27 protein-coding genes are annotated in these 24,931 nt (G+C 54.4%); 21 read left to right on the forward strand and 6 right to left on the reverse strand.

All coding sequences use genetic code 11. From position 1 onward, the window contains the following. The 17 genes from ABIE61_RS16920 to ABIE61_RS17000 all read left to right on the forward strand — a co-directional run. Nucleotides 1-330 (forward strand): hypothetical protein (locus ABIE61_RS16920; protein ID WP_354411649.1); only part of this gene is annotated, 330 nt, incomplete at its 5' end. Continuing rightward, a complete protein-coding gene (locus tag ABIE61_RS16925) occupies nucleotides 323-1,141 on the forward strand; it encodes a lysophospholipid acyltransferase family protein (protein WP_354411650.1) in 819 nt (272 codons plus the stop codon). The genes ABIE61_RS16920 and ABIE61_RS16925, both read left to right, overlap by 8 nt. Further along, the gene (locus ABIE61_RS16930) at nucleotides 1,092-1,355 is read left to right on the forward strand and encodes a phosphopantetheine-binding protein (protein WP_091827397.1); all 264 of its coding nucleotides are present in this window, start codon (nucleotides 1,092-1,094) and stop codon (nucleotides 1,353-1,355) included. The genes ABIE61_RS16925 and ABIE61_RS16930 overlap by 50 nt, the downstream gene beginning before the upstream one ends. Nucleotides 1,356-1,360: 5 nt before the next feature. Further along, nucleotides 1,361-1,606, forward strand: a complete 246-nt coding sequence (locus ABIE61_RS16935) for an acyl carrier protein (protein ID WP_091827396.1) — start codon at nucleotides 1,361-1,363, stop codon at nucleotides 1,604-1,606. A gap of 5 nt (nucleotides 1,607-1,611) precedes the next feature. Then, the gene (locus tag ABIE61_RS16940) at nucleotides 1,612-2,151 is read left to right on the forward strand and encodes a COG4648 family protein (protein ID WP_354411652.1); all 540 of its coding nucleotides are present in this window, start codon (nucleotides 1,612-1,614) and stop codon (nucleotides 2,149-2,151) included. Further along, complete coding sequence (locus ABIE61_RS16945; protein ID WP_354411653.1) at nucleotides 2,148-3,842, forward strand: ApeI family dehydratase; 1,695 nt, start codon at nucleotides 2,148-2,150, stop codon at nucleotides 3,840-3,842. The genes ABIE61_RS16940 and ABIE61_RS16945 overlap by 4 nt, the downstream gene beginning before the upstream one ends. Then, a complete protein-coding gene (locus tag ABIE61_RS16950) occupies nucleotides 3,820-4,587 on the forward strand; it encodes a glycosyltransferase family 2 protein (protein WP_354411654.1) in 768 nt (255 codons plus the stop codon). The genes ABIE61_RS16945 and ABIE61_RS16950 overlap by 23 nt, the downstream gene beginning before the upstream one ends. After that, on the forward strand, nucleotides 4,580-5,557 hold the full coding sequence (locus ABIE61_RS16955) for a lysophospholipid acyltransferase family protein (protein ID WP_354411656.1): 978 nt from the start codon (nucleotides 4,580-4,582) through the stop codon (nucleotides 5,555-5,557). The genes ABIE61_RS16950 and ABIE61_RS16955 overlap by 8 nt, the downstream gene beginning before the upstream one ends. 12 nt (nucleotides 5,558-5,569) lie before the next feature. After that, nucleotides 5,570-5,977 carry an acyl-CoA thioesterase gene (locus ABIE61_RS16960; protein ID WP_091827453.1) on the forward strand — a complete coding sequence of 136 codons (408 nt, stop codon included), beginning with the start codon at nucleotides 5,570-5,572 and terminating at the stop codon, nucleotides 5,975-5,977. Next, nucleotides 5,974-6,537 carry an outer membrane lipoprotein carrier protein LolA gene (locus tag ABIE61_RS16965; protein WP_354411659.1) on the forward strand — a complete coding sequence of 188 codons (564 nt, stop codon included), beginning with the start codon at nucleotides 5,974-5,976 and terminating at the stop codon, nucleotides 6,535-6,537. Before ABIE61_RS16960 ends, ABIE61_RS16965 begins: the two co-directional genes overlap by 4 nt. After that, complete coding sequence (locus ABIE61_RS16970; protein WP_354411661.1) at nucleotides 6,534-8,873, forward strand: MMPL family transporter; 2,340 nt, start codon at nucleotides 6,534-6,536, stop codon at nucleotides 8,871-8,873. The genes ABIE61_RS16965 and ABIE61_RS16970 overlap by 4 nt, the downstream gene beginning before the upstream one ends. Then, on the forward strand, nucleotides 8,848-10,080 hold the full coding sequence (locus ABIE61_RS16975) for an NAD(P)/FAD-dependent oxidoreductase (RefSeq protein ID WP_354411664.1): 1,233 nt from the start codon (nucleotides 8,848-8,850) through the stop codon (nucleotides 10,078-10,080). Before ABIE61_RS16970 ends, ABIE61_RS16975 begins: the two co-directional genes overlap by 26 nt. Continuing rightward, nucleotides 10,068-10,622, forward strand: a complete 555-nt coding sequence (locus ABIE61_RS16980; protein WP_354411666.1) for a DUF3261 domain-containing protein — start codon at nucleotides 10,068-10,070, stop codon at nucleotides 10,620-10,622. Before ABIE61_RS16975 ends, ABIE61_RS16980 begins: the two co-directional genes overlap by 13 nt. Continuing rightward, on the forward strand, nucleotides 10,619-11,788 hold the full coding sequence (locus tag ABIE61_RS16985; protein ID WP_354411669.1) for a beta-ketoacyl-[acyl-carrier-protein] synthase family protein: 1,170 nt from the start codon (nucleotides 10,619-10,621) through the stop codon (nucleotides 11,786-11,788). The genes ABIE61_RS16980 and ABIE61_RS16985 overlap by 4 nt, the downstream gene beginning before the upstream one ends. Continuing rightward, complete coding sequence (locus tag ABIE61_RS16990; RefSeq protein WP_354411672.1) at nucleotides 11,785-12,237, forward strand: hotdog family protein; 453 nt, start codon at nucleotides 11,785-11,787, stop codon at nucleotides 12,235-12,237. The genes ABIE61_RS16985 and ABIE61_RS16990 overlap by 4 nt, the downstream gene beginning before the upstream one ends. Continuing rightward, nucleotides 12,234-12,959, forward strand: coding sequence for a 3-ketoacyl-ACP reductase FabG2 (locus ABIE61_RS16995; protein WP_354411675.1), 726 nt, complete (start codon nucleotides 12,234-12,236; stop codon nucleotides 12,957-12,959). Before ABIE61_RS16990 ends, ABIE61_RS16995 begins: the two co-directional genes overlap by 4 nt. Next, complete coding sequence (locus tag ABIE61_RS17000) at nucleotides 12,959-14,185, forward strand: beta-ketoacyl-ACP synthase (RefSeq protein ID WP_354411678.1); 1,227 nt, start codon at nucleotides 12,959-12,961, stop codon at nucleotides 14,183-14,185. The genes ABIE61_RS16995 and ABIE61_RS17000 overlap by 1 nt, the downstream gene beginning before the upstream one ends. 113 nt (nucleotides 14,186-14,298) lie before the next feature. Here ABIE61_RS17000 and nadC read toward each other — a convergent pair whose 3' ends face one another. Continuing rightward, a complete protein-coding gene (gene nadC, locus ABIE61_RS17005; RefSeq protein WP_502915071.1) occupies nucleotides 14,299-15,147 on the reverse strand; it encodes a carboxylating nicotinate-nucleotide diphosphorylase in 849 nt (282 codons plus the stop codon). A 94-nt stretch (nucleotides 15,148-15,241) separates the two neighbouring features. Between nadC and ampD the strand changes: the two genes are divergently transcribed. The 4 genes from ampD to ABIE61_RS17025 all read left to right on the forward strand — a co-directional run bounded on the left by ampD (nucleotide 15,242) and on the right by ABIE61_RS17025 (nucleotide 21,376). Continuing rightward, nucleotides 15,242-15,787: a 1,6-anhydro-N-acetylmuramyl-L-alanine amidase AmpD gene (gene ampD, locus ABIE61_RS17010; protein ID WP_354411680.1), complete on the forward strand. Its 546-nt coding sequence runs from the start codon at nucleotides 15,242-15,244 to the stop codon at nucleotides 15,785-15,787. Between the two features lie 61 nt (nucleotides 15,788-15,848). Continuing rightward, entirely contained in the window at nucleotides 15,849-16,913 is a 1,065-nt protein-coding gene (locus ABIE61_RS17015; protein ID WP_354411682.1) for an ABC transporter ATP-binding protein, read from the forward strand. A 156-nt stretch (nucleotides 16,914-17,069) separates the two neighbouring features. Beyond that, on the forward strand, nucleotides 17,070-20,468 hold the full coding sequence (locus tag ABIE61_RS17020; protein ID WP_354411684.1) for an ATP-binding protein: 3,399 nt from the start codon (nucleotides 17,070-17,072) through the stop codon (nucleotides 20,466-20,468). Then, nucleotides 20,465-21,376 carry a response regulator gene (locus ABIE61_RS17025; RefSeq protein WP_354411685.1) on the forward strand — a complete coding sequence of 304 codons (912 nt, stop codon included), beginning with the start codon at nucleotides 20,465-20,467 and terminating at the stop codon, nucleotides 21,374-21,376. Before ABIE61_RS17020 ends, ABIE61_RS17025 begins: the two co-directional genes overlap by 4 nt. Here ABIE61_RS17025 and ppiC read toward each other — a convergent pair whose 3' ends face one another. From ppiC to ABIE61_RS17050, 5 genes are all read right to left on the reverse strand, one after another. After that, the gene (gene ppiC, locus ABIE61_RS17030; protein WP_091827380.1) at nucleotides 21,377-21,655 is read right to left on the reverse strand and encodes a peptidylprolyl isomerase PpiC; all 279 of its coding nucleotides are present in this window, start codon (nucleotides 21,653-21,655) and stop codon (nucleotides 21,377-21,379) included. It lies immediately after the preceding gene. Nucleotides 21,656-21,803: 148 nt separating this feature from the next. Then, nucleotides 21,804-23,042 carry a hypothetical protein gene (locus ABIE61_RS17035; protein ID WP_354411688.1) on the reverse strand — a complete coding sequence of 413 codons (1,239 nt, stop codon included), beginning with the start codon at nucleotides 23,040-23,042 and terminating at the stop codon, nucleotides 21,804-21,806. Between the two features lie 78 nt (nucleotides 23,043-23,120). Then, on the reverse strand, nucleotides 23,121-23,666 hold the full coding sequence (locus tag ABIE61_RS17040; protein ID WP_091827376.1) for a DUF6624 domain-containing protein: 546 nt from the start codon (nucleotides 23,664-23,666) through the stop codon (nucleotides 23,121-23,123). A 100-nt stretch (nucleotides 23,667-23,766) separates the two neighbouring features. Then, nucleotides 23,767-24,456 (reverse strand): alpha/beta hydrolase family protein, encoded by a 690-nt coding sequence (locus tag ABIE61_RS17045; RefSeq protein WP_354411691.1) that lies wholly within the window; start codon nucleotides 24,454-24,456, stop codon nucleotides 23,767-23,769. A 55-nt stretch (nucleotides 24,457-24,511) separates the two neighbouring features. Next, nucleotides 24,512-24,931, reverse strand: a 420-nt coding sequence (locus tag ABIE61_RS17050; protein ID WP_354411694.1) for a transposase, incomplete at its 5' end; no start/stop codon positions are given.

Consider the following 24,931-nt stretch of genomic DNA (forward strand, 5'->3'; position numbering starts at 1 on the left):
TCGCAAATGCCTCGGGTTCAGGCAGCCCGAAATTGTATTCCAGGAATACCTTCAGGCTGCATAGGCGGGTGTCGCACTTCGGAGTTGAATTCGCGCCTGCCTGAGCTTTACCAGCCCTATACTTCATGCGAGCCTTTCCCCTTTGCCCTTGCGATGCTGCTCAGTCGCAGTGAGGGTGTCAAAATGACGCTTGAGCAACACTCGCCTCAGGCTATTGAGGCCGACTCCAGTGATTTGCTGCGCACGATGCGGTGCATAACCGGGCTTGATCGCGACGTGCACTTTCCAGTGTGCGCAGAAATGGGCTGGAAGGTGAGCCGTGATGAATAACATGCAGGCGCGTATTAATCATGTCTGGCGTTGGTGTGGCACCGCATTCAGTTTTCTGGTGTTTGGTGTGGGGGGCATATTGCTGCCGCTTATTATCATGCCGGTACTTTATGTGCTTCCCGGTAGTGCCGAGCAGCGTGAGCAAAGAGGGCAACAGGTAATCCATCATGCCTTCCGCTTTTATATTGGCCTGATGAAGTTTTTGGGTGTGCTCAGCTATGAAGTGGACGGTCTCGACAAGCTGCGCAACGCTCGACTGATTCTTGCCAATCATCCGTCATTGATTGACGTAATCTTCCTTATCGCCCTGGTGCCCAATGCCAGCTGTGTGGTGAAAGGTAAATTGACCCGCAATCCATTTACCCGCGGACCGATTAAAACTGCCGGTTACATTATCAATGAAGAAAGTGACAAGGTTATAGCGGCTGCCAGTACTGCCTTTGCCAAAGGACGTGCCCTGATTATTTTTCCGGAGGGTACACGTACCACGCCGGGAAAACCTCTGCAGCTTAAACGGGGTGCCGCCAATGTGGCCGTTCGTACCGCTGTGGATATTACACCGGTTTTGATTTCCTGCTGCCCGACCACTTTGACTAAGGAGGACCGCTGGTATCAGGTACCTGCGTCGAAAGTGCATATGCGTATACAGGTTAACGAGGCTATTCCAATAGAGCCATACCTGCAGGATAGTGTCCCTTCTGTAGCGGCAAGACAACTGACGGCGGATCTTGCCGATTATTTTGATAAGGAGTTAAGAGTTCATGAGCAGTCTGCACCTGGAAGTAAAGCAGATGATTATCGATGCGCTTGATCTTGAAGATCTTGATGTAACAGAGATCGACGATAGTGAGCCCCTGTTTGTTGATGGGTTGGGTCTGGACTCGATCGATGCATTGGAAATCGGACTGGCATTGCAAAAACGGTATGGCATTAAGCTGAAAGCAGACTCTGAAGAGACTCGCCAGCATTTTGCCAGCGTGAATGCGCTGGTTGCCTTGATTCAATCTCAAGCTGAACGTAAGTGAGTGCTATGTCAGGTCAGGACAAAACCTATCAAAAAATCGCACAGGTTCTTGAAGAACTGTTTGAAATCGACCCGGATTCGATCCATCCCGATGCAAACCTTTATCAGGACCTCGACATTGACAGCATTGATGCAGTCGACCTGGTTGTTGAGCTGAAGAAAATGACCGGTAAAAAGATCAAGCCGGAAGATTTCAAATCAGTGCGCACCGTGCAAGATGTCGTCACCGAAGTTGAAAAACTGCTCGATTGATCCTGATGCTGATTCGCGCCCTGGTTACATTACTGACCCTGAGCTACCCGTTTTTGGTGTACTGGGGACTGCAGCGTTTTGATGCGCTTGCCTTACTGCCTGTTCTGATGGCGGTATTGATTCTCCGTTGGCTCGGAGGAGAGCATGCGCGTGATCGTTTTGTGATTGCTGCCAGTGCGCTGGGTGTGTTGGCCGTCACGCTGCTGTGGGATCCCCATCAGGGGCTCAAGCTTTATCCGGTGCTGGTTAACCTGGGCCTGCTGGTCGTGTTTGGCAGCAGCCTCTTTGCGTCTCAGACAGTTATTGAGCGGCTTGCCCGTATAAAAGAGCCAACCCTTCCGCCAGAGGGAGTGCGCTACACACGCAAGGTGACGCAGGCCTGGTGTCTGTTTTTTATGTTCAACGCAGCGGTATCGACCGCTACCATGTTATGGGCTTCAGAAGAGGTTTGGGTGCTATACAACGGCCTGATAGCCTATCTCCTGATTGGAGTTATACTGACAGTGGAATGGCTTGTCAGACAGCGTGTCAGGAGGCGAGCATGAGCAGCCTTGTACCCCTGTCGGACTGGTTGAACCAGGCTCCCAATGCAGCTGTGGCTCATGACGAAACAGGGCTCGTTTCACGATCGGACATCAGCAAAAGAGTCGCTTACTGGTGCCTACGATTGCCGGCCGAATCTGGGCAGCGTTGGGCTGTCTATCATCAGGATACGGTTGAGTTTTTGGCTCTGTCGCTGGCGCTGTGGCAGCTGGGCTGTACCGTATGCATTCCCGGTGACAATCTGCCTGCTACCAATGAACGTTTACAGCGCAGAGTGTCGGGGTTTGCTGGCCAGTACCCCGCGTCATTGCTGTCTTACAATGACTCCCCCTCGAAAGCATCAAGCGCACAGATCTGGCGCCCGTTGCCAGCCGGTTTTCCGGCACTGGAGATCTTTACCTCCGGCTCGACGGGAGAGCCCAAGCCCATTCTTAAAACCTTTGCTCAGATTGAAAGTGAGTTGGGGGCATTGGAGCGGTTATGGCCTGAAGAGAAGCAGGCCGTGATCGTGACCACGGTGACGCACCAGCATCTGTATGGACTGACCTTCCGCCTGTTTTGGCCGCTCTGCAGAGGGCAGATTTTTGAACGCAACAGTTGTCAGTTCGTTGAAGACATTGTCAGCAGAGCACAACAGCATGCACAGTTTGTTCTGGTGTCTACACCCTCTCACTTAAGCCGACTGAATCCGGGGCTTGACTGGGGGAGTCTGCGTTCACGCTGTGAATGTGTTTTGTCATCGGCGGCACCCTTACAACGTGCAGATAGCTTGCAGGTATCAGCGTTGCTGCAGGCCCCGGTACGTGAAATCTATGGCAGCTCGGAAACAGGCGCGGTGGCCTGGCGTGTTCAGAACCCCCAGGTTGAGGCCCGTTGGCAGCCGTTGCCTGGGGTGCGTTGTACGCTGACGGCTGACTCGACTCTGCAGGTGGATGCCCCTCAAGTACAGCATGGCCATCAGGTTCTGTCTGACCGGGTTGAGCTTGCACCGGATGGCAGTTTTGTTCTGTTGGGTCGCACCGATCGCATTGCCAAAATAGAAGGCAAACGAATCTCTCTACTGGAAGTGGAGCAGGTGGCGGAGCAACAGGGGATGATTAAAACCGCCAAGGCACTTGTTTTGAATGGTCGTCGCACAGAAGTAGCTCTGGTTGCGGAGTTGACCCCCGAGGGGGAACGGTGTCTTCAGGCAAGCAGTAAAAAAGCGCTGGTGCGCCAGTTGCGTCAGGCATTCAGCCAGCATTTTGAGCCGGTAGCACTGCCACGGAGGTGGCGGTTTGTTAAACAGATGCCGTACAACCCGCAGGGGAAAATTACAGTGGATTCCTTGAAGGCGATGTTCCAGCAGGATGAGGTCAAGTGGCCGCACTTGGTGAATCAGACCGTTACGGTTCACACGGCTGAGCTCGAATTGAAAATTCCGTCTCAGCTAATCTATTTCGACGGTCATTTTGCGGGAAACCCTATTCTCCCGGGTATTACCCAAGTGCACTGGGCTGCACATTATGGCCGTGAGTTGCTGGGGGTTAAGGGTGTTTTCTGTGGCCTTGAGGCTGCGAAGTTTCAGCAGGTTATTTTCCCCGAAGCGGAGATAACATTGTTGCTTGAGTACTCGAAAGAGAAGCAAAAGCTCACATTCAAGTATGTTTCGGGGAAAGGAGGTCATTCCAGTGGACGGATCTGTTTCAACTGAGCCTCTGTTCAGGGCGGCTATCGTCATTCCGGTCTATAACCATGAAGAAGCCATAGGGCCTACACTGGCCAGTGTGCTTGAATATGGCTATCCAGTACTGTTGGTCGATGATGGCAGTGGCCCGGCCTGCCGTGATGTGCTTATCAATCTGGACCGGCAATATGATGAACGGGTGCAGTTGATCAGGTTGGCACAAAACGGCGGCAAGGGTGCGGCCGTAAAAGCAGGCCTGCGGCATCTGTTTGCGCTGGGCTATACCCATGCCGTTCAGATCGATGCAGATGGCCAGCATGATCTAACCGATCTGCCCACTTTCATGGCCACCGGCAAGCGTCAACCTGAAGCGCTGGTTACCGGCTATCCCCATTATGACGCGTCTGTACCTGCGCTGCGATATTATGCCCGTTACCTGACTCACGTTTGGGTCTGGATCAATACACTGTCGCTGCGTATCAAAGACACCATGTGTGGCTTCAGAGTGTATCCCCTGGCAAAAGTGGTTGAGCTGCTGGATCAGGAATCCTGCGGCAATCGCATGGATTTTGATCCGGAAGTCATCGTACGCTGGGCGTGGCGTGGCTGGCCGGTGGAAAATCTGCCTACACAGGTGCACTACCCGATTGATGGGGTATCTCATTTCAATGCGGTCAAAGACAACGTTTTGATCTCGTTAATGCATGCTCGGCTGTTCTTCGGCATGCTGGTGCGCTTGCCGAAAATCCTGAGTAATCGTCGTCATGTCTGAGCCTCGCAAACACTGGGCCGGTGTTGGCGAAGCCGGTACCTTGCTGGGCATGAAGAGCCTGTTGCTGGCCTATCGGTTGTTTGGCCGTACCGGGTTCAGGATCTTCCTGCTGCCGGTGATGGCCTATTTCTATTTGACGCGCACTGAGTCACGTCGTGCTTCCAAGGCCTATCTGCGACGAATGCTTGGTCAACTGCCGCCCGAACGGCATACCGGGCTGACCCCGTTTCGCCACTTCTGGTGTTTCGGTGAAATTCTGCTCGATAAGCTGTTGGTCTGGATGGGGCATATTCGTCACGAAGATGTGGTGTTTGCAACCCCAGACGCATTTGCTGAGGTCGACAGGAGCCGCAGCGGCGGCATTATCATTGTCTCTCATCTGGGCAATACGGAGGTGTGCAGCGCCCTGGCACATCAACTTCCGGATATCGCCGTGACCATGCTGGTTTACACCCGGCATGCCGAGAAATTCAATCGGCTCATGAAGCAGGCGAATGGTACTGCTGCCATCAACCTGATGCAGGTTACCGACATGTCCCCTGCGACGGCGATGTTACTGTCGGAAAGAGTCGCTGCGGGGGAGTATATTGTGATAGCGGGCGACCGCACTCCGGTGCATGGAGGCGGGCGAACATCAAAGGTCAACTTTCTCGGTGATGAAGCCGAGTTTCCGCAGGGGGCCTTTATCCTGGCCAGCCTGCTGCGCTGCCCGGTATATCTGATGTTTTGCCTGAAGGAGTCGGGCCGTTACCACCTCTACCTCGAGCGATTCAGTGACCAGTTGTCGTGGCCACGCAAAAAACGCAATGAAGGCCTGCAACAGGCCGCTCAGGATTATGCAGACCGGCTGGCTGAATATTGCCGTCGGACACCCCTGCAATGGTTTAATTTTTTTCCCTTCTGGTTGGCGGATCAGGACGAGAACCCCTCACCAGAGTCTGAGTGCTCTCGGTCAAACAAGCACTCATGAAGAGGAATGCACATGGTTAGTACTGCAGTTGAGCTTGAAATTCCCTTTCACGATGTCGATGTCATGCGCATTGCCTGGCATGGACACTATGCGAAATACCTGGAAATAGCGCGCTGTGCGTTACTTGAGCAGATTGACTACAACGTGCCGCAGATGGAAGCATCGGGATACGCCTGGCCTGTCATTGACATGCGTATTCGCTATGCCCAGCCGTTGCGTTTTCAGCAAAAAATCCGGGTGGAAGCGAGGCTGACCGAGTGGGAGAACCGGCTGAAGATTGATTATCTGATCAAGGATGCCGCGAGCGGAAAACGGCTGACAAAGGCCTACACAGTGCAGGTGGCCGTGGCGATTGAGTCTGGTGAAATGCTTTATGCTTCACCGACCGTGCTGCTGCAAAAACTGGGGCTCGAATCGTGAGATATGGTTTCGCATTGTGGTTGATGGTTCTGCTGGCACCCTCTGCACTGGCTGAATCGGGCTACCAGGCAGTGGAAGCGCTGATGGAGTCGCCAGCGTCTCTTCAGGGGCGTTTTGAGCAGGTCAAACACCTGGCATCGCTTGATACTGAAATACAATCGTCCGGACGCTTTGCTTACGAACAGGATGTCGAAATCAGCTGGCATACGCAGGTTCCCATCGAAAGTTTGCTGCGGTTGACGCCCAACCAGATCACCAGTGAGCAGGACGGTACATTACTGTCGCAGCTGGAAACGCGCAGTAACCCTGTTGTTGAGCTGTTCAGCGAAATTTTTTTCGGTGTAATGACCGCACGCTGGGACAAGCTGGATAAGCATTTCAGTGCCGAGACCCATGTCAGTGGTTCCTATTGGCGTGCAACGCTGATACCCCGAGAAGCACGTGTGAAAAGGGTTATATCCAGAGTTGAATTACAGGGTGACCGCAACCTCAGACAGGTGCTGCTGTACGAAGAGGGAGGGGACTGGACCCGTATCCAGTTCCACGATTTGCAGCAATGATAACGTCTCGCGCTGGCAGCAAAGTGGCTGCCTGGGGGTGGCTGTTGGTTGTGCTGGCACTCGGCTTTGGTGCCTTGCGCCAGGGGACTGTTATCGATACCAGTTTGATGGCACTGCTTCCAGCCAGTGAGCAGCAACCGTTCATTCAAAAAGCGACCGAAAAACAGGCAGCGGCTTATGCCGACAAGTTGCTGCTGGTGATTTCGGCGGAGGATGAAGCCTTGGCGCGGGCGGGTGTTCGGTTGGCGGTAGAGCGCCTGAAGGCTCTGGATACCCAAACTCGTCTGACCTGGCAGGCCCCTGAGTCAGACGCTGAACTGGCTGAACTTTATCCCTACCGTTTTACCCTGCTGAGCGATGAAACCCGGAAGAGACTGTCAACCGACAACGGTAGCGTGCAGTTTCAGTTGGCTCTTCAGCGGTTGTTGAATCCCATTTCCGGGTTTGCGAATGAGCCGTTGCAGGATCCCTTTGGTCTCTATACAGACCTGATGGTTTCATTACAGTCGGGTCTGCCGATTCGTTTCGACTCCGGCTTGTTGCGTCTGTCTGCTTCAGAGAAACCGGCCTACTTGCTTAGCCTGCAATTGCTTGAAGATCCGTTCAGCCTTTCGGTACAACATGCGGTCACTGCCGTACTTGATCCGCTGATGCTGGAATTGGAACAGCAGGGAATAAGTCTTCAGCGCTCGGGGCTCCTGCTGCATGCTGCGGCCGGTGCCGACCAGGCCCGTTCCGAGATGTCCACCATCGGGCTGGGTTCGGTGCTGGGTATCATCCTGTTGATCACCTTCGTGTTCAGAAGTGCTCTGCCGCTGGCACTGGTGCTGCTGCCTGTCACAACGGGTGCTTTGGTGGCCATGGCAGCTACTCAACTCTTGTTTGGCCGTATCCATATGATCACGGTGGCCTTTGGCGCAGGTCTGGTGGGTGTGGCCGTTGATTACGCGTTGCATTTTCTCTGTGAGGCCCGCTTGTTGCCGTCTCACAAGACCGCCCGAAAGCTGTTCGCCGGGCTTCTTTTGGGGCTGATTTCCAGCGTACTGGCCTATGCTGGGCTGGCACTGGCTCCTTTCCCGGGACTTCGTCAGATGGCCCTGTTCTGTGCAGTAGGCCTCATCGCTGCATGGCTGACCGTACTGCTCTGGCTGCCGGTGCTGAACCGCCAAAAAACAACAGGCCCGCTATCTGCAGCGGTTTGGCTGGACCGTTGGCGCAAGGCTTGTCCGCAGATCAGCCAGTCGCCCTGGTTGGCTGGGTTACTGATGGTACTGGGCTTGGGCAGTACAGTTGTTATCTGGCAGGGGAACGCCCGTGATGATGTGACCTTGCTGCAAACCTCTCCGCCGGCACTGTTGCAGGAAGATCGAAACGTACAGTCCCTGTTGGGGAGTGGCAGCAGCGCTGCTTTCCTGTTGGTGACGGGGAGCGACCTTGAGCAGGTGCTGCAGACCGAAGAACGCCTTCAATCAGCGCTGATAAACCTTCAGAATGAATCAGCTTTGCAGGGGTTCAAGGCACTGTCTCAGGTGCTGCCCTCACAGCAGCGCCAGATGCAAAACGGCCTGCAGGTGCGGGCGCTGTATGCTTCCCAATGGCCGCGGCTGGCCGACCTGCTGAAACTGTCTCCACAGCAACGCGCCACAGCCCTCGATAATATGCAGCGTGCCACCGCTGCAGTGCTGACACCTGAAGAGTGGCGGCAACAGCGACTGAGTGGAGCATGGTCACAACATATCATCAGTGATGATACCGATGTTGCGACCGTCATCCAGCTACAGGGCGATGTCAGCGGCTCATTGAAGCAGGCACTGACAGCACTGGCGGAGCAGGAGCCCGCTGTCTATTTTGTCGACAGGATGAGTGATATGACTGATCTGTTGGCGGGGTATCGCACCGAAATAACATACTGGCTATTGCTGGCCTACGGCTGCGTGATCTTGATGCTGGTGCTTCGTTATCGGCAGCATTGCTGGCGTATTCTGTTGCCGCCGTTGCTGGCTTCCCTGATTACCCTTGCCGGTTTCCTGCTGTTCAACGGCGGTTACAACCTGTTTAACCTGATCGCATTGATGCTTGTGCTGGGCATTGGTCTGGACATGGGTATTTTCCTTAACGAAACCGGTGACAGCGATCATACCTGGCTGGCGGTCAGCCTGTCGGCGCTGAGCAGCCTGCTGGCGTTCGGGCTGCTGACCTTGAGCCAGACGCCGGTGCTTTATCATTTTGGTGTCATTATCCTGCCCGGCCTGCTGCTGACCTGGCTGCTGGCACCCCTTATGCGCAACCCCTCTACAGGAGAGATAGTGAATGGCAGAGTTACAGGGACGTTATGATGTAATTGTGATTGGCGCCGGTCCCTCCGGCTCTGTCGCAGCTACATCATTAGCGAATTATGGCTACCGGGTGCTGGTCCTGGAACAACAGCATTTTCCCCGTTTCTCCATAGGCGAAAGCCTTTTACCGCAGAGCATGGAGTTTCTTGAGCAGGCCGGCATGCTGCAGGCCGTGGTCGAGGCCGGCTTCCAGTACAAGAATGGCGCCGCGTTCTGTCGAGGTCATGAGTATGACTATTTTGACTTCCGGCAGAAGTTCTCTGAAGGCTGGGGTACCACCTTCCAGGTGCAGCGCGGTCGCTTTGACAAGACCCTGGCCGATGTGGCCGAGCAGCGTGGGGTCGAAATTCGTTACGGGCAAGTGGTGACAGCGGTTGATCAGTGTGAAAGTGACATTGCTGTAGAGGTGCAGCCTGAGCAGGGCGATGCTTACCGCGTGAGCGCTGATTTTCTGCTCGATGGCAGTGGGTTTGGGCGTGTCCTGCCGCGGCTGCTGAATCTTGAAAAAGCGTCCCAACTTGGCACACGCATTGCGCTGTTCACCCATATTGAAGACAACATTCGTGACAAACGTTTTGATCGCAATAAAATCCTGATCACGGTACACCCTGAAAACCCGGAAATATGGTACTGGCTGATCCCCTTCAGTGATGGACGTGCATCGGTGGGTGTCGTGCTGCCGCGATCGCTGTATGACGATGTCAGTATGGAGCAGCAGGCAACTCTGCAACGTTATATTGGTGAAGGCGGGATGTTGAGCGAAGTTTTGGCCAATGCGGTATTCGATACTCCGGTCAGGACGCTTGGCGGGTACTCCTGTGATGTAAACAGCCTTTATGGTGAGCGTTTTGCCCTGCTGGGCAATGCCGGCGAGTTCCTGGATCCGGTTTTTTCATCCGGTGTGACCATCGCGCTCAAATCAGCCACTCTGGCGGCAGCCACTGTGCACCGACAGTTACAGGGACTGGAGCCCGACTGGCAGAGCGAGTATGCAGCTCCCCTGAAAACCGGGATCGATACGTTCAGGGTATTCGTGGAAGGCTGGTATGACGGTCGGTTGCAGGATGTCATTTTTGCCGACAATAAAGGCGATGCGATCAAGGCAATGATCAGTTCCATTCTGGCGGGCTATGCATGGGATACGCGCAACCCCTATGTTCGCGAGCCTAATCGACTGACTACGCTGGCCGAATTATGTCGTGCTTGATGCGTTATCTGTTGCCGGCGATGCTTTGCCTGTTATCTGGCTGTTCGCTTTTCAGTCCTGCTCCTGATCTGCCTCCGGCTCTGGCACTATTGCCTCCGTCTGAAGGTCCGGCACCGGTACTGTTGAAACAGACCGTTGCCATGGAAGCGCAGGGCGAACGTTTTCAGTTTCTTGTTGTGAGCCGTTTTGATGCCAAACAGGCTCGGCTGGTGGCATTAATGCCGACCGGCCAACAACTGACAGCACTGGAGTATGACGGCGCACGACTGCAGCAAAGTGCTGCTGTTCCGCTGGAGCTGCCGGGCAGGGCGATCCTGGCCACCATGCAGTTCGCTCTCTGGCCGGAAGCGTCGGTACGCAAGCATTACTCGGCAGTGCAGGGCTGGACCCTTCGTCTAGAGGCGAATCGGCGTCAGTTGTGGCATCATGGCGCACGTTTTCTGGATATCGTCCAGGAGGTGGATACCACGCGAGTACGCAACTATCCGGGTGAGTATCAGGTAATCATCAAGACACTTGAGCAAAAGGACCTGGAACAGTGACCCGGTGCTATCTAAATGCCTTGTCAATGGTCAGTGCCCTGGGAGCCGATTGCAGTGCTGCATCGGTCAGTTTGACAGCGGGCGAGCCGCGATTGACTGTGACGGACCAATTCAGCCCCGGGACAGCGATGCCACTGGGCCTTTATACCGGGGCCTTGCCGGAAATATCGTTGTCAGAGCCGTATTGGCACAGCCGCAACAATCGCATGGCCCTGCTGGCCTTGAACCAGATTCGTGAAGCGGCTGCCGAAGCCCGACACCGCTTTGGCTCTCACCGCGTTGGCGTTGTCATCGGTACCTCAACTTCGGGCATCAGTGACAGTGAAGCCTGCCTGAAGCATCGAGCTGCAACCGGGGGCTTGCCGCAAGAGTATCACTACCGATTGCAGGAAATGGGCGCTACAGCCGCTTTCATAGCCTCCGAACTCAAATTGACCGGGCCTGTATATGGTATTTCTACTGCGTGCTCATCCGGTGCCAAAGCGCTTGCTTCGGCACGCAGGTTGCTGAGAGCAGGTGTCTGCGATGCGGTCATTGCGGGCGGTGTTGATACGCTGTGTCATTTGACCGTACAGGGCTTTTCTTCATTGGAGGCAGTCAGTCATAAGCGTTGTAATCCATTCAGCGCTAACCGTGACGGCATTAACATAGGCGAGGGGGCCGGCTTGTGTCTGCTCAGTCGCGAAGAGGGGTCACTGGAGCTGGCCGGAATTGGTGAAAGTTCGGATGCACACCACATCTCTGCACCTGACCCAACCGGGGCCGGGGCGATGCGCTGCATGCAGGCAGCTCTTGATGATGCGGACATTTCCCCTGAAGCCGTTGGCTATATCAACCTGCACGGCACGGCGACAGAGCTGAATGATCAGATGGAGGCGCACGCTGTGGCCGAAGTATTTGGCAGCACGGTGCCCTGCAGTTCGACCAAACCGTTTACTGGCCACACACTGGGGGCTGCGGGCGCAATTGAAGCCGTGATTTGTGGCCTTGCACTGTTGGATAGGTTTATTCCCGGTCATGTCTGGGATGGGCAACCGGACCCGAATTTACCCCCCCTGAATCTTGCCGCCCTGCAAAGTGAAGTCACTGATTTTGACTACGCCTTAAGCAACTCCTTTGCTTTCGGCGGCAACAACATCTCCGTGATTTTGAGACGAACCACATGAGAGCTGAATTCAGTGTTGATCAACTGGTGCCCCATTCAGGGCAGATGAGCCTGCTGTCGGAAATTACAGGCTATGGTGAAGACTGGTTATCTGCGGCGGTTGATATCACCCCAACGTCCATGTTCCTTCAAGAACAGGGAGTTCCCGCCTGGGTCGGGCTGGAATATATGGCGCAGGCGATAGGAGCCTACGCGGGTCTGCAGGAAAGGCTCAAGGGGCATGAGCCCAGGGTGGGGTTCCTGCTGGGAACACGCCGGTACAGTATCCCCGTGCCTTATTTCGCACCGGGGGAGCGTATTCAGCTAAAGGTTATCAAGAATATGCAGGCAGAAAACGGCCTTTGTGCCTTTGATTGCGAGCTGACGGGGAATGGCTACACAGCGATGGCCAGCCTCAATATTTATCAGCCGGATGATGCCGAAACGTTTTTACGGGATGCCATGTCATGACAGCTACTATTTTAGTGACCGGTTCCAGCCGTGGGATTGGTAAGGGGATCGCACTGCGCCTGGCACAGGATGGTTACGATATCGTCCTGCACTGCCGCTCGGGCCTGGACTCTGTGCAGGCGGTCGCTGAAGAGATTGAGTCACATGGTCGCAGTGTCCGCATTCTGCAATTCGACATTGCGGACCGAGAAGAGTGCCGTCAGGTATTGGAACAGGATATTGACACACATGGTGCCTATTACGGTGTGGTATGCAATGCCGGGATTGCGCGTGATAACGCCTTTCCGGCCATGCCGGAAGAGGATTGGGATCTGGTGCTCAGGACCAACCTTGACGGGTTTTACAATGTACTGCATCCGCTGATCATGCCCATGATTCGACGTCGAAAGCCAGGGCGCATTGTTACCCTGTCTTCCGTGTCCGGTGAAATGGGCAATCGTGGACAGGTCAATTACAGTGCCGCGAAAGCCGGCATCATCGGAGCGACCAAAGCGCTGGCTGTCGAGCTGGCAAAGCGCAAGATAACGGTGAACTGTGTCGCACCTGGGCTGATTGAAACCGAAATGACCGAAGATCTGCCCCTGGAAGAAGCACTGAAGATGATTCCCATGCAACGAGTCGGCAGTGTCAATGAAGTGGCCGGTACGATCAGCTTTCTGATGTCCGAGGAAGCTGGATATATCACGCGTCAGGTGATTTCAGTAAACGGTGGGATGTACTGATGAAACGGGTTGTTGTAACCGGAATGGCCGGCTTTTCACCGATTGGAAACGACTGGCCAACCATTAAGAAAAATCTGGTTGCTGGCCACAGCGGTGTAGTCAGGATGGATGGCTGGGATTGCTATGATGGGTTGAACACTCGGCTGGCAGCCCCGGTGCCGGATTTTAAAATGCCCTCGCACTACAACCGCAAGGCATTGCGCAGCATGGGGCGGGTAGCTCAGTTCGGTGTATATGCGACAGAGCGTGCGCTTGAAGATGCAAACCTGCTGGGCTGGGAACAGCTTGGCAGCGGCCGTGTCGGCATTTCATTTGGTTCATCGGTCGGAGATACCAAAGCCTTCGTGGATTTCGGCAATATGCTGATGAACTGCTCCTCGGATGGGCTCAATGCCAACTCCTACATCAAGATGATGGCACACACCGGGCCTGTGAACATTGGTGTTCATTTCGGCATTCGTGGCCGCGTGATTACCACGTCAAGCGCCTGCACTTCGGGTAGCCAGGGCATTGGCTACGCCTATGAAGCGATCAAGTTTGGCACTCAAGATGTGATGGTGGCGGGCGGCAGTGAAGGGCTATGCGCCACCGAGGCGGCCGTGTTTGACACTCTTTATGCCACCAGTGTCGTGAATGACACCCCGCATCTGTCGCCTCGTCCCTTTGACCGTGATCGAGATGGACTTGTGATAGGTGAGGGGGGCTGTGTCCTGGTACTGGAGGAGCTGGAACATGCCCGCGCCCGCGGAGCCAAAATTTATGCTGAAATTATCGGCTTCGGCACCAACTCTGACGGGCGTCATGTGACTCAGCCCAATGCCGCAACCATGGAAATTGCTATCCGCCAGGCGCTGGATAGCGCACAGTTGCCCCCCAGTGAAATCGGCTATGTTAGTGCCCACGGAACGGCCACTGATCGTGGTGATATTGCTGAAAGTCAGGCCACTCACGCCGTATTCGGTGCTTCCACGCCTGTCAGCTCACTTAAAAGCTATACGGGCCATACCTTGGGCGCCTGTGGTGCACTGGAAGCCTGGACAGCGATTGAAATGATGAATGAAGGCTGGTTTTCGCCAACCATCAATCTGGAAAACGTAGACCCTGAGTGTGCCGAGCTGGATTACCTCATGCACGAAGGGCGACATATCGACACCGAGTATGTCATGAGCAACAACTTTGCGTTTGGTGGTATCAATACTTCATTGATTTTCAAACGCTGGAACTGAGCTTTCAACATACAGGGAGCGGGGCTCCCTGTATGTTTGCTCTTGAAGTTCCTACCTGCAGCAATCATCGGTGGCAAGGCAAGCACCCACAAGGACTTATGCTTGTGGCAGTGTTACCCTTCCACAATCCGCATCGACAGATCCACCGCCTGGCAGTGCTTGGTCAGGGCGCCAATCGAGATGTAATCGACTCCGGTGTTGGCGTAGTCGAGCAGTGTTTCATCCGTAATATTCCCTGATGCTTCCAGCTTGGCACGACCGGCGGTCTGCTTGACCGCGGCAATCATCCGCTCGGGGCTGAAGTTGTCCAGCATGACAATATCGGCGCCGGCGACCAGCGCCCGTTCCAGTTGCTCTTCTGTCTCGACCTCGATTTCCACCGGCTTGCCCGGATGGTTGTGGCGGGCGGTTTCGATCGCTTTCTCAATGCCGCCACAGGCCATGATGTGGTTTTCCTTGATCAGGAAGGCATCGTACAGGCCAATGCGGTGGTTGAAACAGCCGCCGCAGCTGACGGCGTATTTCTGTGCCAGCCTCAGGCCTGGGATGGTCTTGCGGGTGTCCAGCAGGCGCACCGGGGTGCCGGCAACCCGCTGGGCATACTCATGGCTGATGGTGGCCGTGCCGGACAGGGTCTGCAGGAAGTTCAGAGCGGCGCGCTCACCGGTCAACAGTGAACGGGCAGAGCCCTGAAGCCGGAACAGCACCTGATCACGTTCGACCTTGTCTCCATCCTCAACCAGCCACTTAACCTGTACCTCAGGGTCAACCTGACGAAACACCTCATCCACCCAGGCACGGCCACAAACAACCGCTTCCTGACGTGAAATCACCCGTGCCTGCGCCCGGTCACTGGCTGGAATCAGCTCGGCGGTGATATCACCGTTGCCGACATCCTCATTCAGGGCTGTACGGACGTTTTCTTCGATGGTGGGCTTGAGCTCTGTCAGCGTCAGCAGCATGGTTGCGGGCCTGTCGTATGATGTACTATGGAGCGCGCATTTTAGCGGAAATCGCACGGTGATAGTACGCCAAACGGGAGTGGTATTCAGTCAGATGACAGTCAAAATTGAACAGCACCGCATCAAAGGTGCCCGTTTTCTGCCTTCACCCAACTGCAACGCCCGGCCCGAAGACGAAATCTCGCTGCTGGTGATCCACAATATCAGCCTGCCGCCGGGTCAGTTTGGTGGTGATCATATTGCCGAGCTGTTTACCAATCGACTGGACCCGAACGGACACCCCTTCTTTGCCGAAATCGAGGGGCTGGAGGTTTCCGCCCATCTGCTGATCGAGCGGGATGGCCGCATGACCCAGTTCGTACCCTTCGATCGCCGCGCCTGGCATGCGGGCCGGTCCTGCTTTCAGGGGCGTGATGCCTGCAATGATTTTTCCATCGGCATCGAGCTGGAAGGGACCGATGATTGCCCCTATACCGATGCCCAGTATGGATGTCTGGTCGCGGTGACTCAGGCGCTTATGACAACCTATCCGCAACTTGGCCCTGAAACCATTACCGGTCACAGTGATATTGCACCCGGTCGCAAGACTGATCCTGGCCCTGCATTTGACTGGGCGCGTTTTCTTGCTGCCCTCGGATGATCTGAGAATGGTTTTCATCTATCATATACGCCCCTGAAACTCTGCCTGCTGCGAGGATTGGATGTCAGCTCTGCTCCGTATTGAAGGTCTAAAGTGCGCGTACCAGTCGCAGACGGTGTTGGCCAGTGTCAGCTTTTCCATTGAGCCGGGTGAAATCGCCTGCCTGCTGGGCCCAAGTGGCTGCGGCAAGACCACCGTGCTGCGTGCCATTGCCGGCTTTATTGCCCCTCAGGCGGGTGAGATTCGACTCGGTGAGCAGCTGATCAGCAGTGCCGCCCATCTGGTACCGCCAGAGCAGCGTGGCATGGGGATGGTGTTTCAGGACTATGCACTTTTTCCACACCTGAATATTGCCGACAACATCGCCTTTGGTTTGCGCCGCATGCCCGCCGCCGAAAAGCAGCGTCGGGTAAAAGAGGTGCTTGAGCTGGTCGAGCTGCCCGACCTGAGTAAACGTTATCCGCATGAACTCTCCGGTGGGCAGCAGCAGCGTGTGGCGCTGGCCCGCGCCCTTGCCCCCGACCCCCGCCTGCTGTTGATGGACGAGCCATTCTCGAATCTGGACACGGACCTGCGTCGTCAGTTGTCGCAAGAGGTGCGCCAAATCCTCAAGCGTCGTGGCATTGCCGCAATCATGGTGACGCATGATCAACAGGAAGCCTTCACCATCAGTGACAAGATCGGCATTCTGTCAGCCGGCCGCGTACAGCAGTGGGGCACTCCCGAATCCCTGTATTATCAGCCTGTCAGCCCCGAAGTGGCTGCTTTTGTTGGCAAGGGTGAGTTGTTTCAGGGCAAGGTGACAGACTCCAGTGCCGTTGAAACTGACCTGGGACTGCTGGAGTTTGCCGAGCCGTTGGGGGTTGATGCGGGCTGTGATGTACAACTGTTTCTGCGCCCGGGTGATCTTTACCTGAGCCATGACGGAGGTGTGCCCGGTGAGGTGTGTTCGGCTGAATTCCAGGGCAGCCTGACGCTCTACTGCATTCGTCTGCATACGGGGCGCGAGATCGAAGTGCTGGAACAGGGGCTGCATCGCTATGGCGAGCGTGAAAAGGTTGGTGTGCATGTAACCGCTCACCGTCCGATCCTGTTTTCCTCCTGCCCGGTTCGTAACCCTTATTGACCTGATCTGGCACGAAGTCTGCTGTATCCGTAATACATGACCCCATAACGGGCAGATTGACACGGGCTTGCACCTCTATGGTGCTGAAGAAGCCCTGTTTTTGCTCGTCTGCACTTTTATGGTGCTCGATAACGGGGAGGAACGGGATACCGCAACATGAGTGCTTCACAACGTATCTATAAGGTTCGGCGCCGCTACAACAAATGGGTGGCGGATCAGACGCTGGAAGACTTTGCACTGCGTTTCACAGCCCGTCAGGGCCGTCGCATGAGCATCGAGCGTGTTGCCATGACGGCGCTGGGGGCCACGGCATTTCTGGCGCTGGAAGGCATCGCCGCCGCCGTCACCCTGACCTATGGCTTCACCAATACACTGGTGGCAATGCTGGTGGTCTGCGCACTGTTTTTCATTACCGGCCTGCCCATCGCCTACCATGCCGCGCGCAACGGACTGGATATTGACCTGCTGACCCGTGGGGCCGGTTTTGGCTATCTTGGGTCCACCATTACGTCGCTGATCTACGCGACCTTCACCTTCATTTTCTTTGCCATTGAGGCCGCGATTCTCGCCGCCGCACTGCGGGCACTGTTCGGCCTGCCCCTGGCACTGGGGTATCTGCTCAGTGCGCTGGCGGTCATCCCGATTGTGACCCATGGCATTACCGCCATCAGTCGTTTTCAACTGGGCACCCAACCACTGTGGCTGTTGTTGCAGGTGAGCGCACTTGGGGTCGTGATCGTGCATGAGGCTGATCAGTATCAGGGCTGGACCGAGTTCATGCCTGCAGGCGCCGAAGCCGACAACTCATTCAATCTGTTGCTGTTCGGCGCGGCGGCATCGGTGTTCTTTGCCATGGTGGCGCAGATTGGCGAGCAGGTGGACTACCTGCGTTTCATGCCCGAGAAAACAATCGAGAACCGCCGTCGCTGGTGGTTCTGGCTGATTTTGGCGGGGCCCGGCTGGGTGTTGATCGGCATGATCAAGATGCTGCTGGGTTCGTATCTGGCCTACATTGCCATCAGCGAAGGCAGCAGTTTTGCGCAGGCCAGTGATCCGACATTGATGTATCAGAGAGTCTTCAGCTATCTGACCCATTCCGAGGGGCTGGCGCTGCTGATGGCCGGGCTGATGGTGATCATCTCGCAGATGAAGATCAACGTGACCAATGCCTATGCCGGCTCCATTGCCTGGTCCAACTTCTTCTCTCGCCTGACGCACAGCCATCCCGGCAGGGTCGTGTGGCTGGTGTTCAATGTCACCATCGCCTTGATCCTGATGGAACTGGGGATATACGAAGCCCTTGAAGCGATTCTGGGCGTGTTTGCCATTGTTGCAGTCAGCTGGCTGGGCTCCCTGTCGGCGGATCTGATGATCAACAAACCGCTGGGGCTGAGCCCTGCTCGCGTCGAGTTCAAGCGCGCCCACCTCTATGACATCAACCCGGTGGGCGTTGGTTCAATGGGCACTGCGGTGCTGGTCGGCATGCTGGCCTATCTGGGAGTGTTTGGCGAAACGGCTTCCACCCTGAGTCATTTCATCAGTCTGGGCTGCTGCTTTTTCATGGCACCCTTGCTGGCATGGCTCACGGACGGGCGCTTCTATCTGGCTCGCGAGTCGAACGAGCTGAAGCTACTGCAGGTCACCAGCCCGGCCGAGCAGCACCGTTGCGGCGTGTGTGAAAACCATTTCGAGACGGAAGACCTGAGTTTCTGCCCGGCATACGATCTTCCCATCTGCTCACTGTGCTGCTCGCTCGATGCCCGTTGTCTGGACAGCTGCAAGCCACAGGCCCGCTTCGGACAACAGATGGTCGACTTCTTTCGACTGTTTTTTCCGCAGGCCGTGGTCAACCAGATCAACTCGCGTCTGGGACGTTTTGTCGGTCTGTTGCTGACCATCAACCTGCTCAATGCCGCGTTGCTGGCCGTCATCCACCGCCAGATGGACCCGGGTGATGCGGTTGGAAGTGCCCTCGTGGGTGAAACACTCTGGGCCCTGTTTTTTGTGCTGCTGATCGTGTCCGGCGTTGTTGCCTGGCTGTTCCTGCTGGCACATGAGAGCCGAGTTGTGGCCCAGCAGGAATCCAATCGACAGACACGAAAGTTGCTTGAAGAGATCGAGGCCCACGAACAGACCGACCGTGAGCTTCAGGCGGCCAAGGAACTGGCAGAGCGAGCCAGTGATGCCAAAAGCCGGTATATGACCGGCATCAGTCATGAACTGCGCACGCCCCTGCAGTCGATCATCGGCTATGCCCAGCTGCTGCAGGGGCGTAGTACCGTGCAGAAGCAGGACCGGGAAGGGCTGCGCATCATACATCGCAGTGGCCAGTATCTGGCCGACCTGATCGAGGGGCTGCTGGACATCTCTCGCATTGAGGCAGGGCGACTGGAGCTGAACCGCAGCGCGGTGGCCTTGCCAGAGCTGGTGGCCCAGCTGGAGCAGATGTTCAGTTTTCAGGCAGCACAGAAGCGGGTGGGGTTCAGCTGCGAGATACTGAATCCGTTACCGCCTGTGGTGATGACGGATGAAAAACGGCTGCGCCAGATCTTGATCAACCTGCTGTCCAATGCCGTGAAATATACCCTGGAGGGTGAGGTTCACTTTCGCATTCGCTATCGCAATCAGGTCGCGGAATTTTCCATTGAAGACACCGGTATCGGTATTGATGCAGCCCATCTGGAACGCATTTTTGACCCCTTCGAACGGGTGCGGGATGCAGATACGCCCAACCTGCCCGGCACCGGGCTGGGGCTGACCATCGTCAAGCTGCTGACCGAAATCATGGGAGGCGACCTGCAGGTCGAGAGTCACCCCGGTAGGGGCAGTTGCTTTCGGGTGTCACTGATGTTGCCCTGGGCCGAGGCTGCCGAAACTCGTCCAGAAGTGCAGCAGCCGATCAGCGGCTATGTGGGTGCGCGCAGGCAGATTTGCGTGGTCGATGATGATCCGGTGCTGCGGGGGCTTCTGGCCGACCTGCTGATGCCTCTGGGATTCAAGGTGCTGGAAGCCCGTGATGCACACCACTGTCTGGAGCTGGTGCAGCGCACAGCGCCTGACCTGTTTCTGCTGGACATCTCCATGCCGGGCATGGATGGCCTGACCCTGGCCGACCGGTTGCGGAAAACCGGTCACAAGGTACCGATCCTCATGCTGTCGGCCGACGTGCAGGAACAGCGCCGTCAGCCTGCGGGCGAGGCGGTATATGATGATTATCTGGTCAAACCGATCAGCAACCAGCTGCTGCTGGAAAGAGTAGGGCACTACCTGCAGCTGGAGTGGATTCGCACAGCCGCCATTGTGGCGCCGCCTGTCAGCGTGCCCGTTACCCCGGTGCCGCCCAATGACCTGACGGCCTCGTCACTGCCTGATCATCCTCTTATTCGGGAGCTCAGAGGCAGCGCCGAGATCGGCTTTCGCCGTGGGGTACGTGAAGCACTGGAGCAGATTGAACGGGAACAGTTGGTCAGTCGTACGGTTCTGACTGAACTGCAGACACTGGCAGACTCGATGCAATTCGCACAACTGGCCGAGTATTTGGAGCAGACCTCATGACAACTCAAACGACTCAACGTGATGTCGTGCTGGTGGTGGATGACTCGCCGGATGCGCTCAGTCTGATCAACGATGCGCTGGAAGAGGCCGGCATGGACGTACTGGTAGCGTTGGAGGGGCGTCAGGCAATGACCATCGCACGTCGCATTCGTCCCGACATCATCCTGTTGGATGCGATCATGCCGCACATGGATGGCTTCGAGACCTGTCAGACGCTGAAGCAGGACCCCGCCCTGTGTGCGATCCCGGTCATTTTCATGACAGGGCTGACTGAAACCGAACATGTAGTGCGAGGACTGGATGTTGGCGGGGTGGACTACCTCACCAAGCCGATCAATCCGGATGAGTTGCTGGCCCGCATGCGCGTCCATCTGGGCAATGCACGGCTGACCCAGTCCGCCCAGTCTGCCCTTGATACCACGGGCCAACATTTGCTGACTGTCGCACCTGAGGGGCATGTGCAGTGGGCGACGCCGCAGACACACGCCTTGCTGTCACGGGCCAACGCCAGTGAACTCTGGCTTGAAATGTCGTTGCGCCCCCAGCTGGCGGACTGGTTGCGACGCAGCCCCGCCGTCAATGATCAGCTGGCCCTGCGTGGGCTGGACTATGCCCTGTCCGTGCGCCTGCTCAGTCATCAGAGCAACGGTGACTACCTGTTCAAGCTGGTCGATGAGCAGCGGGGGACGGGCCCCGCCCTGTTGCAGCATCAGCTGGGATTGACGACACGTGAAGCGGAGGTGCTGTACTGGATCGCCAACGGCAAAACCAACAAGGAGATCGGTGAAATCCTCGGCATGAGTCCACGTACGGTCAACAAGCACCTGGAACAGATCTACCCGTCATTGGGCGTGGAGAACCGAACCGCAGCGGCAGGCGTGGCGCTGCGGATCATGGTCAGAGAGTGATCAGTTGCGGTACAGCGTCTTGATCAAGTGGTAGCCAAAGCGGGTCTTGATCGGGCCATGTACCTTGAGCAAGGGGCGCTTGAATACTACATCGTCAAACGCCTTGACCATGTCACCGCGATGAAACTCGCCCAGATCCCCGCCACGCTTGCCGGATGGGCAGATGGAATAGCGCTTGGCCAGCGCATCGAACTTCTTGCCCCGTTTCAACTGGTCAAGAATATCCAGCGCCTCTTTCTCGGTCTTTACCAGTATGTGCAGTGCGGCTGCAGTCGCCATATCGTGTCTCGCTGATCAGGTCAAAAATCGGCGCTATTGTACCAATAAAGGCAGGTTTTCGCTCAGTGCAGCAGACGACCTAAAGCGGTCACCCAGCCTTTACTCCGATAGAGTCTGCCGGCGATTTCTGATGTATTTGTCAGGCATATTATTCAAACTGAAATACCAACGGTAAAACAAAAGAGACGATGAGCGACCATACTGCATATATGGGCATATATCTCGCGATAATAGACTCAAGATTTGAGAGCCCTTTTCCGTCTTTTATGTGACCAATATACCCAGATAACAATAAAACCAAATGTATAAAAATAAGGATGTTTGCGCCAGACACTACTATCCGGTTTAAAGTGACACCGTACTCTGCCCAACGAAACAAAATTGCAGATAGTGCGACTAAGTTTACTATCAATGTTGACCCAATCAAACAAATATTTATATAGTCTGAAGCCTCTACTGCAGATGCTCTTCTTTTTCCAGATATTGAAAAAATAGTTAATGCCAATATTACAATCAAAAGCCAATTGAAAGTAATAAGAAAATCCCTGTCAGTATAAGGACTCTTACCCTGATAAACTGTCGCGATCAAGTAGGCCAAAATGGTAATAAGGAAAAGTGGTGAAAATACGTTAGATAATATTGGAGCAAATTTACTTTGACGATTTTGAACCGAATCGAATAAATACGTTGCGACTACTGGTGAAGAAACAAGTCCAATTACAACAACGTACTCCATATACCACCTATCAATAGGCAGATCTATAAGGCTAAAAAGGCCTAGAGTAAGCGCTGTTAGAATAATGCCACCCAGCAGTATAAGTACAGAATATATACCCATTTCGCCAAGATACCGGATAAAATTTATCCTTGAATCAACATTAAGCCATTGATCAGACATGAAGCTAACTGCTAAAAGGCTCAATGTAAATAATGGCAGATGAATCAGTGCCATTGTTATAGAGGCTGATCGAGAGTTATCGGGGAGAACCAATAGGTATGAAATGCAAGCAGCTAATGCCAAAACTATAAACCATGCAAATTTTTTCTTGCAAGTTGAGATTATAAAATAAGAAATTATTGCCGAAATGGTTATTATTGGAGCAAACCTAGAGTAGTACCAATCATCATGAACGTCGAATATCGATGGTATTTTTACAAAAAAACCTGCAATAGAGCATATTATAACTAGGTGGAAGGTGGATATTTTGGGTGCTGCAATTTTGGGCAAGTAGCTTAATCGAGCATGCCAAACATTCAAGGTTTCAGAGTTTTCTTCAACCAATAAAGCCTTTTTTAGGTCAGCCTCAAATAGCTCAGGTGAGTTTCTATAGGCTTCTTCTAAGGATTGGGGCTTATCTATATTGTCTAAAATAAAGTTATCTGACATATTTATTTCCTAACGCAGAGCGCACCGGTCTTCTTGGCGCAGCGAAGCGGAGACCAGGACGTTCGAGAGTGCGTTTGGTTAACGGGTGTGCTGGGTATTGGCACGACGCTTCCGCTCCTGCTCGGTCATTTGCTCCAAGCGCTCCTCCAGGGAATTAAGCCCAAGGCGAGCACGGCGCTCATTAACCGTAGCAGAATCCTCAATGGGAAACGGTGTTGGCCACCCATCTTCATCAATATCAAACTGGGTGCCGTAATATTGGGGCTCGCCGGATAGCGTCCGTACTCGGTCCTGAAGGAACGCCAATTGCCAGCCTGCCACATCTTCTCTCACAATGGCATTTTCCAGCAGGGAAACACATTCCGCCATGAACTCGATATCTGAAACGGAATGCTGAGCGACAAGCCAAGCAGCCTTGGCAGCATCCTCACCAACCAACGAAATGCTGGGCCAACCATGAGCACCGATAATCTCCTTGAGGCGAGAAGCGTTGTGCTCATGTAGAGCTTTCATCCGGGGGTGATAAGACTCAGATGGCAGCTCTCCGGAATCGAAAAGTTGCTGCAATAATCGCTGGTCTTCCGTCATCATCGTGACCAGTTCATCTGCAAGATTCTGATTCATGGGCTCCTTCCCTGTGAGCGAGGCGAACGATTTTGAACGCCTGGTTATGTGTTTTCATTGTCACTACCGCTCTCTTCTTTTAAGGCTATCAACGCCGCATTCAGCGGCTTGTCCGCTGCAATGGTTTGTTAACTGCCTTGGACTCAATCCATTGCCTAACAGGGACAACCCATTCTTCTAAAGGTTTGAAAAATGCGCCATGTTCCTTCCCAGTTGAAATGCTTATCTCCTTGAATGAGACTAAGCGCCTACTTTTCTTGGCAATTTCCTTGCAAGACAAAGCCTCATCAGTAGTTTCATATACGGATAGGAAATTTCCTCCAAAGGCCACCGTCGGGTTACTTTGGACTGACCCAGACCAACATGTTGCTAACAGTACCGTGTTTATATTCAACTCATCCAGTTCGCTTGATGCATAAGCTGTTAGCTCTCCTCCTCTTGAAAAGCCCACAAGAGTGATATTCGAAGGCTCGACTCCTGCTGAGACTAAGGCTTTCACCCAAGAGGCTAATTTTCTAGCGTACGGAATGATTTCGGTGTTTTTAGGTCGATGCTCAGCGATGACATTAAATTCATCACCGATAACTAAAGCGTCTTTTATTAAATCAAACTCATAAGCTCCAAATTTTGGGTGCAGAGGTCTGGTGTCGCTGCCCTCGACGATAAGGCCGTGTGAGTAGATGATATATTTTTCATCAGGATTTATCTTCGAAGGAAAGCCACTAAAAACCCCTCCAGCCATAGAGTGCTCGGTTAATAACAATAAAAAAACAGCAAGATACTTGTTCAAATTTACTCCATTATTCGATGATAGCAGTTATTAACCCGGCGGAAATTTATATCGACTATGCAGCATAGGCGATATGCTCAGCATCAAAATATTTTTTTACTCGCTCAGGACGGCGCTGAAGCGTCAGCATGCATGATCGCGTTCGCTTCTTCAGATCGTCCACAGAGCGAACAGCAGGCCCGCTATGCAGCATGCCCTTCAAGTCACAGTTGAGGTATTCGTCCGGATTCAACTCCGGGGAGTAGGCAGGAAGGAAGAATACTTCCAGATAGCGTTTGACTGTCTTGCGCTCCAGCCAGCGCTTTACGACTTTGGCGTGGTGTACCCGCAAGTTATCCAGGATCAGAAAGACCTTGCCGGGCGTCGATTCGATCAGCGCACGCAGAAATTTCTTCAGGACCTTGGCGGTCATGGTCGACTCATAGAGCATGAATCGTACAGTGCCCTGGTTGGTGATCGCCGAGATCATGTTGAG

This window comes from Marinobacterium sp. MBR-111, from assembly GCF_040547585.1.
Taxonomy (GTDB): Bacteria; Pseudomonadota; Gammaproteobacteria; order Pseudomonadales; family Balneatricaceae; genus Marinobacterium; species Marinobacterium iners.

Excerpts from the sequence above, each read along its gene's own strand:
- nadC (WP_502915071.1), bottom strand. The coding sequence starts at position 15,147 with ATGCTGCTGACGCTGACAGAGCTCAAGCCCACCATCGAAGAAAACGTC.
- ABIE61_RS17015 (WP_354411682.1), top strand. The coding sequence starts at position 15,849 with ATGTCAGCTCTGCTCCGTATTGAAGGTCTAAAGTGCGCGTACCAGTCG.
- ampD (WP_354411680.1), top strand. The coding sequence starts at position 15,242 with ATGACAGTCAAAATTGAACAGCACCGCATCAAAGGTGCCCGTTTTCTG.
- ABIE61_RS16955 (WP_354411656.1), top strand. The coding sequence starts at position 4,580 with ATGTCTGAGCCTCGCAAACACTGGGCCGGTGTTGGCGAAGCCGGTACC.
- ABIE61_RS17000 (WP_354411678.1), top strand. The coding sequence starts at position 12,959 with ATGAAACGGGTTGTTGTAACCGGAATGGCCGGCTTTTCACCGATTGGA.
- ABIE61_RS16980 (WP_354411666.1), top strand. The coding sequence starts at position 10,068 with ATGTCGTGCTTGATGCGTTATCTGTTGCCGGCGATGCTTTGCCTGTTA.
- ABIE61_RS17040 (WP_091827376.1), bottom strand. The coding sequence starts at position 23,666 with ATGAATCAGAATCTTGCAGATGAACTGGTCACGATGATGACGGAAGAC.
- ABIE61_RS16960 (WP_091827453.1), top strand. The coding sequence starts at position 5,570 with ATGGTTAGTACTGCAGTTGAGCTTGAAATTCCCTTTCACGATGTCGAT.
- ABIE61_RS16970 (WP_354411661.1), top strand. The coding sequence starts at position 6,534 with ATGATAACGTCTCGCGCTGGCAGCAAAGTGGCTGCCTGGGGGTGGCTG.
- ABIE61_RS16925 (WP_354411650.1), top strand. The coding sequence starts at position 323 with ATGAATAACATGCAGGCGCGTATTAATCATGTCTGGCGTTGGTGTGGC.
- ABIE61_RS16930 (WP_091827397.1), top strand. The coding sequence starts at position 1,092 with ATGAGCAGTCTGCACCTGGAAGTAAAGCAGATGATTATCGATGCGCTT.
- ABIE61_RS16945 (WP_354411653.1), top strand. The coding sequence starts at position 2,148 with ATGAGCAGCCTTGTACCCCTGTCGGACTGGTTGAACCAGGCTCCCAAT.
- ABIE61_RS16995 (WP_354411675.1), top strand. The coding sequence starts at position 12,234 with ATGACAGCTACTATTTTAGTGACCGGTTCCAGCCGTGGGATTGGTAAG.
- ABIE61_RS16990 (WP_354411672.1), top strand. The coding sequence starts at position 11,785 with ATGAGAGCTGAATTCAGTGTTGATCAACTGGTGCCCCATTCAGGGCAG.
- ABIE61_RS16935 (WP_091827396.1), top strand. The coding sequence starts at position 1,361 with ATGTCAGGTCAGGACAAAACCTATCAAAAAATCGCACAGGTTCTTGAA.
- ABIE61_RS17025 (WP_354411685.1), top strand. The coding sequence starts at position 20,465 with ATGACAACTCAAACGACTCAACGTGATGTCGTGCTGGTGGTGGATGAC.
- ppiC (WP_091827380.1), bottom strand. The coding sequence starts at position 21,655 with ATGGCGACTGCAGCCGCACTGCACATACTGGTAAAGACCGAGAAAGAG.
- ABIE61_RS16940 (WP_354411652.1), top strand. The coding sequence starts at position 1,612 with ATGCTGATTCGCGCCCTGGTTACATTACTGACCCTGAGCTACCCGTTT.
- ABIE61_RS16975 (WP_354411664.1), top strand. The coding sequence starts at position 8,848 with ATGGCAGAGTTACAGGGACGTTATGATGTAATTGTGATTGGCGCCGGT.
- ABIE61_RS17035 (WP_354411688.1), bottom strand. The coding sequence starts at position 23,042 with ATGTCAGATAACTTTATTTTAGACAATATAGATAAGCCCCAATCCTTA.
- ABIE61_RS17020 (WP_354411684.1), top strand. The coding sequence starts at position 17,070 with ATGAGTGCTTCACAACGTATCTATAAGGTTCGGCGCCGCTACAACAAA.